The 15,065-nt window shown below is 40.7% G+C and carries 13 protein-coding genes; 7 read left to right on the top strand and 6 right to left on the bottom strand.

Going from position 1 to position 15,065, the window contains the following annotated elements; genetic code table 11:
• The first annotated feature begins 235 nt into the window (after positions 1-235).
• From NSTC745_RS26745 to NSTC745_RS26725, 5 genes are all read left to right on the top strand, one after another.
• Positions 236-595, top strand: coding sequence for a VOC family protein (locus NSTC745_RS26745; RefSeq protein WP_445633685.1), 360 nt, complete (start codon positions 236-238; stop codon positions 593-595).
• A 588-nt stretch (positions 596-1,183) separates the two neighbouring features.
• Complete coding sequence (locus tag NSTC745_RS26740) at positions 1,184-2,245, top strand: aliphatic sulfonate ABC transporter substrate-binding protein (RefSeq protein WP_445633684.1); 1,062 nt, start codon at positions 1,184-1,186, stop codon at positions 2,243-2,245.
• Between the two features lie 184 nt (positions 2,246-2,429).
• Positions 2,430-3,458 carry an aliphatic sulfonate ABC transporter substrate-binding protein gene (locus NSTC745_RS26735; RefSeq protein ID WP_445633683.1) on the top strand — a complete coding sequence of 343 codons (1,029 nt, stop codon included), beginning with the start codon at positions 2,430-2,432 and terminating at the stop codon, positions 3,456-3,458.
• A 243-nt stretch (positions 3,459-3,701) separates the two neighbouring features.
• Positions 3,702-4,493: an HAD family hydrolase gene (locus NSTC745_RS26730; protein ID WP_445633682.1), complete on the top strand. Its 792-nt coding sequence runs from the start codon at positions 3,702-3,704 to the stop codon at positions 4,491-4,493.
• Between the two features lie 275 nt (positions 4,494-4,768).
• On the top strand, positions 4,769-5,068 hold the full coding sequence (locus NSTC745_RS26725) for an RNA recognition motif domain-containing protein (RefSeq protein ID WP_445633681.1): 300 nt from the start codon (positions 4,769-4,771) through the stop codon (positions 5,066-5,068).
• Positions 5,069-5,172: 104 nt separating this feature from the next.
• Here the strand turns inward: NSTC745_RS26725 and NSTC745_RS26720 are convergent, their stop codons facing one another.
• The 4 genes from NSTC745_RS26720 to NSTC745_RS26705 form a co-directional block, all read right to left on the bottom strand.
• Entirely contained in the window at positions 5,173-6,540 is a 1,368-nt protein-coding gene (locus tag NSTC745_RS26720) for an LLM class flavin-dependent oxidoreductase (RefSeq protein ID WP_445633680.1), read from the bottom strand.
• 51 nt (positions 6,541-6,591) lie between these two features.
• Positions 6,592-7,728: an FMNH2-dependent alkanesulfonate monooxygenase gene (gene ssuD / locus NSTC745_RS26715; protein WP_445633679.1), complete on the bottom strand. Its 1,137-nt coding sequence runs from the start codon at positions 7,726-7,728 to the stop codon at positions 6,592-6,594.
• A gap of 112 nt (positions 7,729-7,840) precedes the next feature.
• The gene (locus NSTC745_RS26710) at positions 7,841-8,896 is read right to left on the bottom strand and encodes a sulfonate ABC transporter substrate-binding protein (protein ID WP_445633678.1); all 1,056 of its coding nucleotides are present in this window, start codon (positions 8,894-8,896) and stop codon (positions 7,841-7,843) included.
• Between the two features lie 289 nt (positions 8,897-9,185).
• Complete coding sequence (locus tag NSTC745_RS26705; protein ID WP_445633677.1) at positions 9,186-9,941, bottom strand: dienelactone hydrolase family protein; 756 nt, start codon at positions 9,939-9,941, stop codon at positions 9,186-9,188.
• A gap of 349 nt (positions 9,942-10,290) precedes the next feature.
• Between NSTC745_RS26705 and NSTC745_RS26700 the strand changes: the two genes are divergently transcribed.
• Positions 10,291-11,907 carry an ArnT family glycosyltransferase gene (locus tag NSTC745_RS26700; RefSeq protein WP_445633676.1) on the top strand — a complete coding sequence of 539 codons (1,617 nt, stop codon included), beginning with the start codon at positions 10,291-10,293 and terminating at the stop codon, positions 11,905-11,907.
• A gap of 135 nt (positions 11,908-12,042) precedes the next feature.
• Positions 12,043-12,591 carry a GNAT family N-acetyltransferase gene (locus NSTC745_RS26695; RefSeq protein ID WP_445633675.1) on the top strand — a complete coding sequence of 183 codons (549 nt, stop codon included), beginning with the start codon at positions 12,043-12,045 and terminating at the stop codon, positions 12,589-12,591.
• Positions 12,592-12,761: 170 nt separating this feature from the next.
• Here NSTC745_RS26695 and NSTC745_RS26690 read toward each other — a convergent pair whose 3' ends face one another.
• Together NSTC745_RS26690 and NSTC745_RS26685 are read right to left on the bottom strand one after the other, a co-directional pair.
• Positions 12,762-14,255, bottom strand: a complete 1,494-nt coding sequence (locus tag NSTC745_RS26690; RefSeq protein ID WP_445633674.1) for a DUF3131 domain-containing protein — start codon at positions 14,253-14,255, stop codon at positions 12,762-12,764.
• Positions 14,256-14,534: 279 nt separating this feature from the next.
• Positions 14,535-14,855 carry a 2Fe-2S iron-sulfur cluster-binding protein gene (locus NSTC745_RS26685; RefSeq protein WP_445633673.1) on the bottom strand — a complete coding sequence of 107 codons (321 nt, stop codon included), beginning with the start codon at positions 14,853-14,855 and terminating at the stop codon, positions 14,535-14,537.
• Positions 14,856-15,065 lie beyond the last annotated feature (210 nt).

The raw sequence follows: 15,065 nt of genomic DNA, 5'->3' as shown, positions 1-15,065 counted from the left end.
ACAGATGACTGAGACTGGTCTAAAGGTGTAGAAATGGAATGAATTTTGAGTGATGGCGAGTAACGTTATCTTGAAATAGGCGAACACAGAGTTAAAGACCTGTTTTCAAGGTAACAATTCAGCACTTAAAAGCGGCCACTGCGTTGGAAAAGTTTCCAAGGTAGTCCTTTGGGTGGTTAATACCCGAATTCACTAACAAGCTCGAATACAATAGCCACCTAATAGACAGGTCGCAATGCAAATTCTTAAAGTACTAACTAGAGTCTATCTTAGTCCCATAGACTTGGATGAGGCGATCGCTTTCTATGAAAATCTCTTTACAGAAAAATGCTGGTTATGGTTTCAATATTCCGAAACCGAGTTGGAACTCGCTGGCGTTGGTTCTATTCTTTTAATTGCCGGTTCAGCCGAAGCACTCTCGCCATTCAAAAGTACACACGCAACATTTCTCGTTGACTCACTCAATGATTTTCGAGAAGCACTGACTCAGCAAGGTGCAATAATTCTGACGGAACCTAACAAAGTTCCCACTGGAGTTAATATGCTAGCCATGCATCCTGATGGAACAATTGTTGAGTATGTTGAGTTCATTTGATTTATTTTTAGCCCAAAAAGCATCTGCTGTGAAGGTTTTGAAGCTTAAGTGAGTGTTACTACCAGCTACTTAACACTTATATAAAATTTTCGATACCAACCATAAGCAAAACCCTTACTAAACCCTTATACCATTTCACTAAAATCCTGATATAAATTCTTTCCCCTCTGCTCCCCTGCTCCCCTGCTTGCCTAAATGTATCAACCTTAAAGTGAAACGGTATTACTTTAGTGGTGCGCTTAAATCTGCTGCTTGATTCTTGAAAGAGTCTATGATAATATCCGTGCAACTACAAAATACTGTAATCCTATCGACTTACCGTAAATAAAAGCCGATCTGGATTATCCGGCATTTGCAAAGCTGCTTAATTGAATTTAGGACTTACGCACTGAAGCCTGAAAGCCCGATCCCCCTTAAAAAGGGGGAAATAAAGCCACCTTTTTGAGGGGGTTGGGGGATCTGAGTGGGTAAGTTCTAGAATTAATCGGCTACAACCTGTCGTATAACTTTTCAGCCAATTGTCAATAGTACAAAGGGCAAATCTTTAGTGCTGAAAAAGCAAAAACATTCAAAACTTCCTAGTGCATTATGGTAGAAATATCCAGCAAATCTCGTTTCAAGTCATTTAATTACTTTCTACTATTCTTAGTAGGTGGAATATTCACATTATCGACAAGTTTAGTTAGTTGTAAAGCGCCAAATACACCAGAGCAAGCTGCTAACGCTTCTAATAGCACTAAGATTAGTGCTCAGACAAAAGTCCTCCACATGGGTTATATGACGGCCGGAGATCTACTGAAGATGAAAGGAGTGTTAGAAAAACGTTTAAATCCATCGGGAATTAAAGTTGAATGGTCAAAATTTGCTGCTGGCCCGCAACTTCTAGAAGCAATGAATGTAGGGAGTGTAGATTTCGGTTTTGTGGGTGAAACTCCGCCTATTTTTGCTCAAGCATCTGGCGTACCTTTTGTTTATGTTGGTAGCACGAAACCTGGGACCGGTGAAGGAACTGCTGTTGTAGTCGATAAAGATTCCCCTATTAAGACAATAGCCGATCTCAAAGGCAAGGGACTAGCATTTCAAAGAGCGACAGCACAACAATATTTCGTCATTAAAGTCCTCGAAGAAGCAGGATTGAAACTTAGCGATATTAAACACATCAACCTCACACCATTAGAAACTCGTGCAGCATTTGAACGTAAAATTGTTGATGCAGCTGTGATTGGCGATCCCCACCTTGCCCTATTTCAAAAAACTGGCAGTATTCGCGTTATCCGAGATGGTAAAGGAATTACAACCCAAGGAGGCTATTGGTTAGGTTCGCGTAATTTCGTCAAAGATAACCCTGAGGTAGTGAAAATTATTTTAGAAGAAGTCAATACCATTGGTAAATGGGCTGAAGCTAACCCGCATCAAGTAGCCGAACTTATTTCGCCTGAAGCAAAAATTGATGTCCCGACACTAGAACTCGTATCAAAACGTAGGTTTTACACATTAAGACCGCTGAGCCAAGAAGTTTTGTCGGGACAGCAAAAAATTGCTGACTTATTCTACGAGCAGAAATTTATCACTAAGAAAATTAATGTTAGAGAAGCAACGCTTTCTTCTGAACAATATGCTGCTGTGACTCCTTCAGAAGTTAAACCTTGAGAATTCAAAATTAATTAGTTAGGAGTAGCGATCGCTACTAATTGTAGTCCAGTATATTTTCAATTTACTGGGGTATTTCAACCTGTTTATTCATCCACGATTGAAACAGAATTCAATTCGATAATTCTGGGGACTGACGCCAATATTGCTGTTTGATTAAACCTGAGAAAGGGAGTAGGAAATTATGCTAGCTAAAAAACCCAACTTTTTAATCTTATTAATAGCTGGAGTATTTACTGTATCTACGAGTTTAGTTAGTTGTAAAGCACCAAATACACCAGAAAAAGCCGCCGTTGCTGCCCCTAGTGGCATCAAGACAAAGGTATTAAGAATGGGCTATATGACGGCTGGAGATATAACCCGATCTCGACAAGTTTTAGAGAAACGCTTGAACCCACTAGGTATTAAAGTCGAATGGGCAAAATTTACCGCTGGGCCACAACTTCTAGAAGCGATGAATGTAGGAAGTTTGGATGTTGGTGCTGTTGGTGAAACTCCTCCTATCTTTGCCCAAGCAACTGGCATACCTTTTGTTTATATTGCTAGTACTAAACCTGCAACTGGAGAAGGAACTGCGATCGTAGTACACGAAGACTCCCCAATCAAGACTTTAGCAGATTTAAAGGGTAAGACCCTGGCTTTTCAAAGAGCAACTGCTAGTCAATACTTTGTGGTGAAGGCTTTGCAGGAAGTAGGACTGAAATTGAGTGATGTCAAATATGTAAATCTCATATCACCAGAAACTCGCGCAGCCTTTCTTCGCCGTAGCATCGATGCAGGTGTAATTAACGATCCCCAGCTTGCCGAGTTTCAGAGAACTGTAGGAGTTCGGATTCTCCGAGACGGTAAGGGAATTACAACCCAAGGAGGCTACTGGTTAGCAGCACGCAGCTTTGTGAAAGATAACCCGGAACTCGTGAAAATTATTCTTGAAGAAGTTAACAATGTAGGCAAATGGGCAGAGGCAAACCCAAGAGATGTTGCTGAAATAATCGCGCGTGATGCCAAGCTAGATATTCCAACGTTGGAAAAAGTAGTCAGGCGCAGGCGTTATACTTTAAGACCGATTACTGATGAAATTCTCTCAGGCCAGCAAAAGATTGCTGACTTGTTCTATGAACAGAAATTCATCACCAAGAAAATCAATGTTAGAGAAGTAGCACTTTCCTCAGAACAATATACTGCTTTGACTCCTTCAGAAATCAAGCCTTAATTTTGATGAAGCTGAAAAACATATATAGGACTAGTATTTGATTTTTGAAATTACTCGTAGAGGCAGGGAACAGGTAACAGGCAATAGGCAATAGTTAAGAAGGGGATTAGAAGTGTACGGATTTTTTTCAAAAATCAAACCGGATTCCTATAGTTTACATATTTAAATTAAACTTTTGTGGGCTGGGGCGTATTGCCCGCCCATGTTCAAATTAAATTTGTAGACAAAAACATATTTACAGACATGAGTAAATTAGGAGATTGGGCAAGCATCATTTTCGATTTAGACGATACGCTAATTGTTGAGGTAGCGGCTGTTGAAGCAGCATTCTTGGCAATCTGTGAGCTAGTCCACAAAAAATATGGCATCGATACTCAAAAGTTATACCATGCAGTCAAAAATCATGGTCGTCAATTATGGAATGCTTTTGCTAACATTCAATACTGCGATCGCATTGGTATTGGATATTGGGAAGGATTGTGGGGAAAGTTCATCGGTGGCGATCGCAACTTGCAATTTATCCGCGATCGCATTCATAATTATAGATATGAAGTTTGGTCAAATGCTTTGGCTGAATTTCAAATAAACGATCCAAAGTTTGTTCGGGAATTGGTTGATTTATTTGGAAATGAATTACGCCAACGCCTGATTTTATTTCCCGAAACAGAATCAACGCTCAAGCAACTAAGCCAAAATTATCGCTTGGCTTTAATTACCAACGGAATTTCAGATTTACAACATGAAAAATTAGAAAAAACTAACCTATTCCAATATTTTGAATGCATCACTATTTCTGGAGAAGAAGGATTTGGCAAACCAGATCCGCGCATATTTAAGTTAACACTTGATAAGCTTGGCATCTCTGCTGAAAATGCTGCGATGGTGGGCGATAATCTAAGTCGAGATATCAAAGGAGCGCAGAAAATCCGCATTAGAGGTATTTGGATTAATCGTTCTAAAAAAATTCTCTCACAAGATATCTGTATTCCAGATACTCAAATATATAGCTTGAGTGAGTTGCTTAAATTGTTTTAATATGCATGTGTTTTGATAACGCATCAAAACTGTCAAAAATAAACGATTTGACGTTTAATTATTTCCAGTTACGGAGCTAGGAATTGCTTAGATTACTTTTCGTAACAGTTACAAAAACTCTGCCTAAATATTTACCTACTATGTAAGAATAAAAAATGAGAATTGATTCGGTGACCTTGTTTGTTTTTATTATTGACAGGCTTTTTCCTTTTGGTATTCACAGACTTTTCTCCGAAATCTAAGTCTCTACACCTCTATGATTTTGGAGACAGTTTATGTCAATTTATGTAGGCAATCTTTCTTATGATGTTACAGAAGAAACTTTAAATGCCGTATTTGCAGAATATGGTGCTGTAAAGCGGGTTCAGCTACCTACCGATCGCGAAACAGGTCGTATGCGTGGCTTTGGTTTTGTAGAAATGGGCACAGATGCCGAAGAAACAGCTGCCATTGATGCTCTTGATGGTGCTGAGTGGATGGGACGCGACCTAAAAGTAAATAAGGCTAAGCCCAAAGAAAGCAGAGGTTCCTTTGCTGGTAATCGGGGAAACAGTAACTTCCGCAATCGTTACTAAAATTTAAAGATTTAGCTCTTGAAGCTAATCTTTAATTTGAATTTAATTATGGCTCAGGCAGGAATGCTTGAGCCTTTTTGCTCCAAAAATCGCTTTATCAGAAGTTAGACGATCGCCACTTCGCGATCGCTAACTTTGTTAAACTGATTTACCGGACGAGGTAAACCAAGATTCTCGCGTAAAGTTGCTGCTTCATACTCTGTGCGGAACAGACCCCGACGTTGCAGTTCAGGAATCACTAAATCTACGAACTCATCTAAACCTCCAGGTAACCAGGGAGGCATAATATTGAATCCATCCGCCCCATCATTGACAAACCAATCTTCTAACTGGTCGGCAATTTGTTCTGGCGTACCCAAAATCTGACGATGCCCACGCGCACCAGCCGTCCATAAATACAGTTCTCGAATGGTTAAATTCTCTCTTTTAGCCAAATCAATCAAGAGTTTCTGGCGGCTTTTGCCACCATTTGTTTCTGGTAAATCTGGCAACGGCCCGTCCAAAGGATAGCCAGATAAGTCAAATCCACCAATCATCGTTCCCAGCAAATTTAAACCGACCACCGGATCGATCAATTCCTGAATGCGATCGAATTTATCTTTAGCCTCCTGCTCAGTCTTGCCAATTACCGGGAACACACCAGGCATAATTTTGAGATGGTCAGGGGAGCGTCCATATTCAGCTAATCTCCCCTTCACATCTGCATAGAACGCTTGGGCTTCTGCAAGGGTCTGCTGGGCAGTGAAAATTACTTCCGCGGTTTGAGCAGCCAAATTTCTACCATCCTCAGATGAACCAGCTTGAATTATCACCGGATAACCTTGGATGGGACGGGCAACATTCAACGGCCCGCGCACTGAAAAATGCTCGCCTTTGTGGTTGGGAGTGTGTAGCTTATCTGGATCGAAATAAATACCCGACTCTTTGTCATGGAGGAAAGCATCATCTTCCCAACTATCCCAAAGCTTTGTTACCACATCTACAAACTCACGGGCACGCTCATAGCGTAGCGTATGCTCCATGTGCTTTTCCCGATTGAAATTCAGCGCCTCTGCTTCAGTGGCAGAGGTGACAAGATTCCAACCGGCACGACCACCACTGAGATAATCTAGCGACGCAAACTTCCGGGCGAGGTGATAAGGCTCGTTATAAGTAGTCGATACTGTCGCCGTCAAACCGATATTTTCTGTAACCACAGACAAAGCCGACAACAAGGTGAGGGGTTCAAACTGCACGAGTTTCCCATTACGGCTAAAAACGTCAGGTTCTTGATTGCGAGCGCGGACAGCTACACCGTCTGCAAAAAATATCATGTCAAACTTACCGCGTTCCGCCGTCTGTGCCAGCCTTTTGTAATGCTGGAAGTTCAAACCAGCATTCGCCTGTGCTTCGGGATGTCGCCATGAGGCGATATGATGACCACTGCTTGATAAAAATGCACCCAGTCTCAGTTGACGTTTTTTCGTACTCATTATTTCTGTTTCCCCTATTTACAAGAATTAGTAACCAATGCCCCATGCCCTTTAAACAGGTTGCGGTTTGAGTAAATCTGTTTTGGTAACAAATTCGCTGAATGTACTTGCAACTTGTTGCGGTAATGCTAACGCTGGCGTTTGCACTGGTAAACGGGGAAACAATAATTCTGCGACTCGATAGGCTTCTTCGAGATGGGGATACCCCGAAAATACAAAGGTATCAATGCCTAGATCGGTATATTCCAGCATTCGCGCTGCAACTGTATCTGCATCTCCTACCAAGGCAGTTCCAGCACCACCACGCACTAAACCAACACCTGCCCATAAATTGGGACTAATTTCTAAGTTTTGCCGACTACCGTTATGTAGTTGCGCCATGCGGCGTTGTCCTTCTGATTCCGATTGAGCAAAGCGCCGATGTGCAGCAGCGATGGTTTCATCATCCACATACTGAATCAATTCGTTAGCTGCATCCCAAGCTTGTTGCGTAGTTTCCCGGACTATGACATGCATCCGAATTCCAAAACGTACCGTTCTACCTTGTTCTGCTGCTAATCGGCGTACCTTGGCAATCTTTTCGGCAACTTGATTTGGTGGTTCGCCCCAAGTTAAATACACATCAATATGTTTAGCAGCAACTTGGAGAGCAGCATCGGAAGAACCGCCAAAATATAAAGTCGGATAAGGCTTTTGTACGGGAGGAAATTGCAGTTTTGCACCTGCAACTTTCAGATGGCGACCATTAAAGGTTACTTCATCACCTTGCATTAGCGATCGCCAAATTGTTAAAAATTCATCAGTCAGTTCATAACGCTCGTCATGCTCTAGAAAAATTCCATCTTTAGCTAGTTCTTTCGTATCGCCACCAGTCACCACATTTAAAATAATTCGACCATTAGAAATCTGGTCAAAAGTAGCGGCCATCCTCACTGCTAAAGAAGGCGACATAATTGCCGGACGAAAAGCCACAAGAAACCGCAAACGTTCGGTAACTGAAATCAAAGAACTAGCTACAATCCAGGTATCCTGTTTTTGTCCAGTACCAATTAACATCCCGCCATAACCCAATTTATCAACAGCTTGGGCAATTTGTTGCATATAAGGATAAGTCGCTGGACGCCTACCAATTGTAGTGCCTAAATAACGCTCATCTCCCTGTGTAGGCAAATACCAAAAAACTTCCATAATCCCTCTGTTTCAAATTTAGTCATTTGTCATTTGTCATTTGTCATTGGTCATTAGTTATTTCTCTTTCTATCTCCCTCATCTTCCCCAGTCCCCAGTCCCCAGTCACTCACTATCTAATACTGCTTTGAGTAATAGTTTCTGGGGTGATAGCTGCATATTGTTCAGTAGTCAGCATCGCTTCCTTAATACTGATAGATTTAGGAATTATTTTTTCCCTAGTGAATAAATCGGCAATTTTCTGTTGATTCTCCATGATTTCTGGAGTAATTGGTCTTAAGCCGTAATTGCGCCTTGAAACCATTGTTTTTAAAATATCTTCATCGATTTTTAAATGAGGAGCAATAAGTTTTACTGCTTCTGCTCGATTTTTGTCAGCCCATTGGCCTGTATTATCTACTTCCTCAAGGATTAATCGCACTAATTTGGGATTTTCTGTAGCGAACTTTCGCGCTGCCATATAATATCCGCCTTGAGTAGAAATGCCGCTAGCATCTCTCAAAACACGGGCATTTGCCTTTTTTTCTGCCACTGCTAAATAAGGGTCCCAAGTTACCCAAGCATCAATTTTTCCTTGAATAAATGCATCGCGGGCTTCTGAAGGAGGTAGACTCAGGGCTTGAATATCGCTATATTTTAAACCAGCTTCTTCTAAGGCTTTTACTAATAAATAATGGGATGCAGAACCTTTTTGAAAAACTATTTTTTTCCCTTTGAGGTCAGCTAAAGTACGAATAGGTGAATTCTTTTGAACTATAATGCCGCTTCCTTTACCAGTACTTGGTTTGTTGCTAGCAATATAAACCAAAGATGTACCAGCGGCTTGAGCAAATATTGGGGGAGTTTCGCCTACAGAACCAATATCAACTCTACCCACATTCATCGCTTCCATCAGTTGTGGCCCGGCGGCAAATTGCGCCCATTCAACGGAAACGCCTAAAGGTTGCAAACGCTTTTCAATCAATCCTTTGAGTCTAACAATATCCCCAGAACTTTGATATCCCATGCGAACAAGTTTGGCTTGAAAACCAGTAGTCTTATTTTCTGCTTTTGGGGTTTCGACTGAGCAACTAACTAAGGTTGTTGAAATTGTTAATAATCCTGGTAATACGAATAGTGAAAACTTTTGAAAAATTTTCACTCGTGGCTGTTTGAAGGCAGTAATCATGGGTGTAATAGTTGGTTTTTATTTGCTGTGTTCGTTGGTAGGGGTTTTACAGGTGTCATTGGTGTCAACTTAAGCTCAAACGCTTATCCCACAGGCATTTTACCCCACCCCCAACCCCTCCCCTTAGCAAGGGGAGGGGAGGTTTTGCGCCAGCAAAGCCGGGGTGGGGTAACGCGGATCTTGATAGTAAGTGAGTAGAACTCGCTCATCACGTTTTCACCAGGGTTTGACGTTAAGTTGGCACGTATGCCCAGCTGTTTTGCCCCTACGGTGTACGGTGTATTGATTTTTAGACTGTTTGCAGCTGAAGATTCTTTTGGAACAGTTCTACAACTTTTTCCCAAGCATCAGCAGCAGCTTCGGCATTATAGCTAGCGCGATGGTTGCAGAAAAAACCATGTCCTGCTCCCTCGTAGCGGAAGATGGTATGGGGAATTTGATATTTCTTTAATTCAGCTTCAATCTGTTGTGTGTGTTCTAAGGGAATTCCTCGATCTTCTAGACCAAAGAATGCATAGATGGGGCCTTTAATATCGGGAGTGCGCGTAATGGTTGGTTCTCCACCGCCGGGAGTTGAGTTTGTAATCCCACCACCATAAAAGGAAGCGGTAACTTTAATATCTGGTAATGTAGCAGCTAAGTAAACGACGTGACCGCCAAAGCAGAAACCAATGGAACCGATCGCATCCCCTTGCACATTCGGTAAAGTTCTCAAATAAGCGATCGCAGCCTGAATATCGCTCAATATTTCCTCTGCTTTGGTTTGCTCCTTATATTGTCTCCCTTTTTCGATATCTTCAGGATTGTATCCAGCCTCGAAACCGGGAGCAGTGCGTTGAAACAAAGTCGGAGCGATCGCTACATACCCCTGTTTGGCAAATTTCTCAGCAACTTCCCGAATGTGTATGTTTACCCCAAAGATTTCCTGAATTACAATCACCGCTGGGAAAGTTCCTTTTTGTGCCGGTTCCGCTAAGTAAGCGTCGATTTGTAAATCACCGTTGGGGACTTTAACCTGACTAGTGCGAATTTCTGTGTTTGTCATCGTTTGAGATTAGCTTCCAATCGCTTTGAGGTAGGAATCTTTGTTGGTAAATTTAGCAAAATACTTAATCTTTACCGATTTACCGTATTTTGTAAGTAGTATTTCACAAACAATGTACAAACGCAAGTCCTGATTTGGGGAGCAAACAGGGCATACCTCTACGGCGGCGATCCGGTTGAGCTAAGGCTAGCACTTTTAGTCAAAGTGTTTTTTTATTTAAATTTACCTCGTGCAAGTGTACTAAACCTGATTGCCTAAACTTTTAGAGTTTGGCATATCAAGACGGCTAATCATGGGAAAATCCCATAAGCACGTTATATGTATGTACCTTTATATGAGGATTTTGAATATGAATTGGGAGAACGTTAGAGATTTTTTCATTTCTAGAGCATACGCAAACAGAAGCTACAATTTTGTAGTTGCACTAGTATTTATAGCCATTTTTATAGCCGTTTTAATTGCTCACCTCTATCAATTAGATGAGATACCAACTGGTTTCTTTCTTGATGAATCTGCTATCGGTTACAACGCCGCTCTAATTGGTCAAACGGGAATGGATGAATACGGCACCTACTTTCCCACATACTTTAGAAGCTTTAATGATTACAAGGCCCCTATTTATATATACGCTGTTGCTTTGATATTTAAATTGTTTGGAATATCAGAATTCAATCTCAGATTCACTAGCTTTACTTTTTACATTCTGTCTTTAATTTTTACACTGATTCTGATTTATAAAATATTTCAAGGAAGCAAAATTCTTTTGTTTTATGCTCTTGTATCCTTTGGATTCTTACCACACTTCTTTACAGTATCTAGAATTGGTTTTGAAGTAATTTCTCAACTAGCTGCTATTTCTGCAACTGCACTTTTCGTGTGGATGATATTTCATGAACGCAAAGAAGGGAAGTTCAATTACTTTAAAGTGTTGCTTTGCGGGTTAGCTTTGGGTACTTCTGTATATACATATCCTACTGCTCGTATCTTGTCATTCTTGATGTTAATTTCATTATGGGTGGTTTACTATGAACGAAATAACATCAAGAAGCTAATAGGTATCACATTAACATTCCTTATTTGTTTGATTCCGTATATCCTGTTTTTAGTTAATAACCCAAGCGGTTTAACAGCGAGATTTAGTAAAATTTCTTACATTTATAAATCTATACCCATATTTGATAAAGTACTCATATTTATTCAAAATTATATTAAGTATTGGTCGCCAGACTTTTTGATCCGAAGCGGCGATACAAATTTACGACATGCAACTGGGTATGGAGGGGTTATTTTTAGCATAACTTGGTTTCTTTTTTTGCTAGGTCTAATAAATATTTTGATTAGCAAAAAGCTAATTTTCAATAAATTTAATATCTTTATTTTAATTAACTTATTGTTATCACCTGTGGCTGCTGCATTAACTTCGGGAGTTTCTCCTCATGCCTTGAGGAGTTTATCGATCGCTTATTACATATTAACGATCTCTTGCTATGCCATCGAATTTATCTTATCAATTCCAAATTATTATCGAAAGCAAGGTCTAATTACCTGCGTACTAATCTTTCTTTTATTTGAAATAATTGGCTATCAGTTTAATTATTTTATATTCTACCCACCTTATAGCGCCAAAGCTATGGACAGCTTGAATTTTAAAGAGTCTCTTCAAGCTGCTGTAGATCGAAATCCCAAAGAAGTTATCTTCATGAATCAACTTTCCTCGCTAAACTATATACATCTGAAGTTTTATTCCTACTTGATTGATAACCCCAGGCAAATCCCAATTAAAGAGGTTGAACACCCTGTGCCTAGCTTAGGTAGTTGTCTACTATATTATCGAGAACATGAGGCAGAAATAGCTAATTCTCAAATTCACTTTACTGAATATCAAATCAGTAAGCCTCGCAACCAGATTCAAAACGTTATGAAAGCCAAAAAATACCCAGAAATCCTGAAAATAAGGTGTTATTAACATCTAAAATAAAAAATGGTTTTCTCTGTTATATAGATATTTCACCTCTTGTAAATCATAGAGAAAACTAATCAATAATAAACTTCATATATTGAGATTTTTCAAAGCCTTTGTTTTTAAAACTATTAAATCTATATGGATAATTTAAATAAATTAATATTACATAATGCAGCTCACATAGCAACAAGACTAGACCCAAGTGATGAGAAAATTCTTCAGCACCTTTTCGAGCAATGTACTGACTACGCTATTATGACGGATGGGCATCCGCCTCTACCTTCTGCTGCTGCTGAGGAATTTTTAGCTTTACCTGAAGGTAAAACTATAGAAGATAAATTTATTTTTGGTTTATTTACTCCAGATGACAATCTTATAGGAATGCTCGAAAGTATTCGGCATTATCCTGATAATAAAAGTTGGTGGATAGGTTTAATGATGTTGGCTCCAGAACACCGAACCAAAGGATTAGGCTCTCAATTTTACCAAGCTTATGAAAGTTGGGTGGCACAGCAACAAGCGCAATATGTATTTTTAGCTGTTCTGGAAGAAAATCAGCTAGGATTTGCTTTTTGGCAGAAGCAGGGTTTTGAAGTGATACGCATAGCGCCACCCCAGCAATTTGGAAACAAACTTCATCAACGCTATGTGTTGCGGCGAGAGGTGGCTAATACCGTTTCACTTTAATAATTCAGGACTTACGCAAAAATAGCCAACTTCGCTTAATTTATCGTAGACGCTTTTCCTACAGAACGCTTGTCTGCGACACGCTGTGCGTAGCTTACTTGCCGGAGGGTACGCGCAGCGTCTCGTAGAGAAGAACGCCAAGAGTTCCTAGAGTTTGCGTAAGTCCTACCCTATTTTGATAACTTGCTACTTTTCTTAACTCCTGCCCAAATGGTAAGCGGTTGTCCGACTTGCTTGTATAGCAGACTCTCTAAAATCACACCATTATTATTGGCTGTCAGAGTTTTATTCGGCTGACGCAGAGATTCATAAAAACCGTTATACCAGCCATCTTTTGACTTGAGGTTGGCTTGGACGAAATCAAATAACTGGCGGGTGTAACCAGTGTTATAAAGCACATGCCAGCCTACTGTTGCCTTAGCACTTAAAAAGCGCAAATCATTACGCTGTTGTCGAGTGTCTGTGATGGTAGCCCAAGGTTCTCCGTTGACAAACAAACTGCTGTAAACAAAGTAGGGAGGCCTATCCAAGTTGTCTTCGGTGACGGCAGTTAATTGTTTTGTCGCTTGATAGCGAGATTCTTGAGCAGCTAAAATTCTATCGGCGTAGGCTTTGGGCAAAGCTTGAAACCCAGTTTCAATACCGTCTAATATATAAGGTTCGCTCAAAACGTAATTATTAGCTTCAGATTTTTTATAGTCGCGTTTGTCGTAAGGAATTCCTTGCCCGTAAAGATTTGCGAAGGCAGTATGAGACTGATAATCTAAGGCTTTATTAACATCCAAGCCCCAAAGATTCAGACCATAGGCAGCATAATTCTCGTAGCCCAAGCGACCTTCTTGGTTATACTGTTCTCTACCTTTGATGACGCTAGTACCGTACATTCGCCCATTGTTGGTAAGGCGCTTGACTTGCCAATGTTTCCAAACGTCCTTGGAAAGCGATCGCATTTCGGGATACTTGGCACCAACAATCTTCAGCCAGATTGCCATCCGCCCCAAATCAATGGCAGACCAACCAATTTCTTCCCGTTTTTCTAGTTCGCCATAATTAACGGGTATGAGGGTTTTGGCATTGTAGACTTTGTTGGGTAGTTCTTCTTTGTATAAGGGTATAGATGCCAGCGTTTTCAACATTTTGGTCATTTTGGCATCAAATTCAGCCGCAGGCACGATATCGAGTTCTCTAGCACTGACTAAGGCGGCGATCGCTGCTGCTTGATCCCACATAGTCACGCCGGCAAAGCCATCAACGGAATTAACCAAGCCAGTTTCGTCATTCCAGTTACGCTGGAAGTATGACCAAGCTTGACGAGCAGTGGCAATTTCCTCTTTTGTTAACGATCCTGCACCAGGAGCAACATAAGGAGTGATGGCTATCGTCAATTGGTTAGGAGGAATGGGTTCCCCTGGTAAAACTACAGATGTAGCGTCAAGCTTGGCAATAGTTTCAGTTTCTTGAGCAGTCAAAGGAGTCTTTGGTACGGGTTCCTTTGCTTGTGCAGCTGTCTTGGATGTTAATATTTCAGGTTTTTCAACAGAAGTTGGAGAAATTTGTTTTGACCAAAAATTAAAACCAGCGATCGCGACAACAGCTGTCACCACTCCTCCAACGGAAGCCAAAATGGACAAGCTTTTAGGTGGCGGTTGAAAATCAGAACTCATAGGGATTAAAGCCTCATTTTATGAATTACAGTCGCTTGCGTAATCTCACCAGACTTTATTCTTCCCAAATTTGAAATCTGATTAACTTATGGCTGGGGATTGGGGAAAAAACCACTTTCATTTAACGAAAGCAGGAGGCAGGAGGCCGTTTTTGTAACGGGGATTTATACCCCGCTTGCCTAACTTTTTGCCTTAAAAGGCGAGATTTTAGACCCGATTATTTCGATAAGGCTTAAAACTTGCTTCATCTGGACTGCCTTCTGCCCCCTGCCTCCTTTATCACCGACGACCTTTAAACGGATTAATGTAAAGTTCATCTTGGCACTCCACACCCACCTCAAACTTGCAATCTGAGCGGGGATGGGCAATGCAAAGTAAAACATAGCCCATTGCTTCCTGTGCAGATTTGAGGGCGATCGCCCCAGACTGTTCGACTTTACCCTCAATTAGACGCGCTGCACAAGTAATGCAAGCACCGTATCGGCAACCCACAGGTAACCGCAAACCCGTGGCTTCTACAGCATCTAATATGTATTGGCTTTCTGATACTTCTACAATGAAGTTATTGCGATTAACAAGTTGCACTTGGTAACTTTTCATACAAATTAGTCTTGAGGTTGAGTGTTGACTGATGACTGTTAACAGCCAACAACTACCTGATTTTCCACAAAAGCGATCGCCATGACAGCATTACTTATCGAAAATTGTTAATCTAATAATTATTATCTACGGTTATCTGATTGATATACAGTAGTTTATAACTTAGCTTTTGCAAAGTAACCCTTGTAGCTGTGCAATGCTCTGGGAAAA

It is taken from the genome of Nostoc sp. DSM 114161, from assembly GCF_052692665.1.
The sequence above is the reverse complement of the archived record's forward strand: the minus strand, read 5'-3'. Positions and strand labels throughout refer to the sequence as shown.

Excerpts from the sequence above, each read along its gene's own strand:
- NSTC745_RS26745 (WP_445633685.1), top strand. The coding sequence starts at position 236 with ATGCAAATTCTTAAAGTACTAACTAGAGTCTATCTTAGTCCCATAGAC.
- NSTC745_RS26725 (WP_445633681.1), top strand. The coding sequence starts at position 4,769 with ATGTCAATTTATGTAGGCAATCTTTCTTATGATGTTACAGAAGAAACT.
- ssuD (WP_445633679.1), bottom strand. The coding sequence starts at position 7,728 with ATGGAAGTTTTTTGGTATTTGCCTACACAGGGAGATGAGCGTTATTTA.
- NSTC745_RS26685 (WP_445633673.1), bottom strand. The coding sequence starts at position 14,855 with ATGAAAAGTTACCAAGTGCAACTTGTTAATCGCAATAACTTCATTGTA.
- NSTC745_RS26690 (WP_445633674.1), bottom strand. The coding sequence starts at position 14,255 with ATGAGTTCTGATTTTCAACCGCCACCTAAAAGCTTGTCCATTTTGGCT.
- NSTC745_RS26700 (WP_445633676.1), top strand. The coding sequence starts at position 10,291 with ATGAATTGGGAGAACGTTAGAGATTTTTTCATTTCTAGAGCATACGCA.
- NSTC745_RS26740 (WP_445633684.1), top strand. The coding sequence starts at position 1,184 with ATGGTAGAAATATCCAGCAAATCTCGTTTCAAGTCATTTAATTACTTT.
- NSTC745_RS26695 (WP_445633675.1), top strand. The coding sequence starts at position 12,043 with ATGGATAATTTAAATAAATTAATATTACATAATGCAGCTCACATAGCA.
- NSTC745_RS26705 (WP_445633677.1), bottom strand. The coding sequence starts at position 9,941 with ATGACAAACACAGAAATTCGCACTAGTCAGGTTAAAGTCCCCAACGGT.
- NSTC745_RS26735 (WP_445633683.1), top strand. The coding sequence starts at position 2,430 with ATGCTAGCTAAAAAACCCAACTTTTTAATCTTATTAATAGCTGGAGTA.
- NSTC745_RS26720 (WP_445633680.1), bottom strand. The coding sequence starts at position 6,540 with ATGAGTACGAAAAAACGTCAACTGAGACTGGGTGCATTTTTATCAAGC.
- NSTC745_RS26730 (WP_445633682.1), top strand. The coding sequence starts at position 3,702 with ATGAGTAAATTAGGAGATTGGGCAAGCATCATTTTCGATTTAGACGAT.
- NSTC745_RS26710 (WP_445633678.1), bottom strand. The coding sequence starts at position 8,896 with ATGATTACTGCCTTCAAACAGCCACGAGTGAAAATTTTTCAAAAGTTT.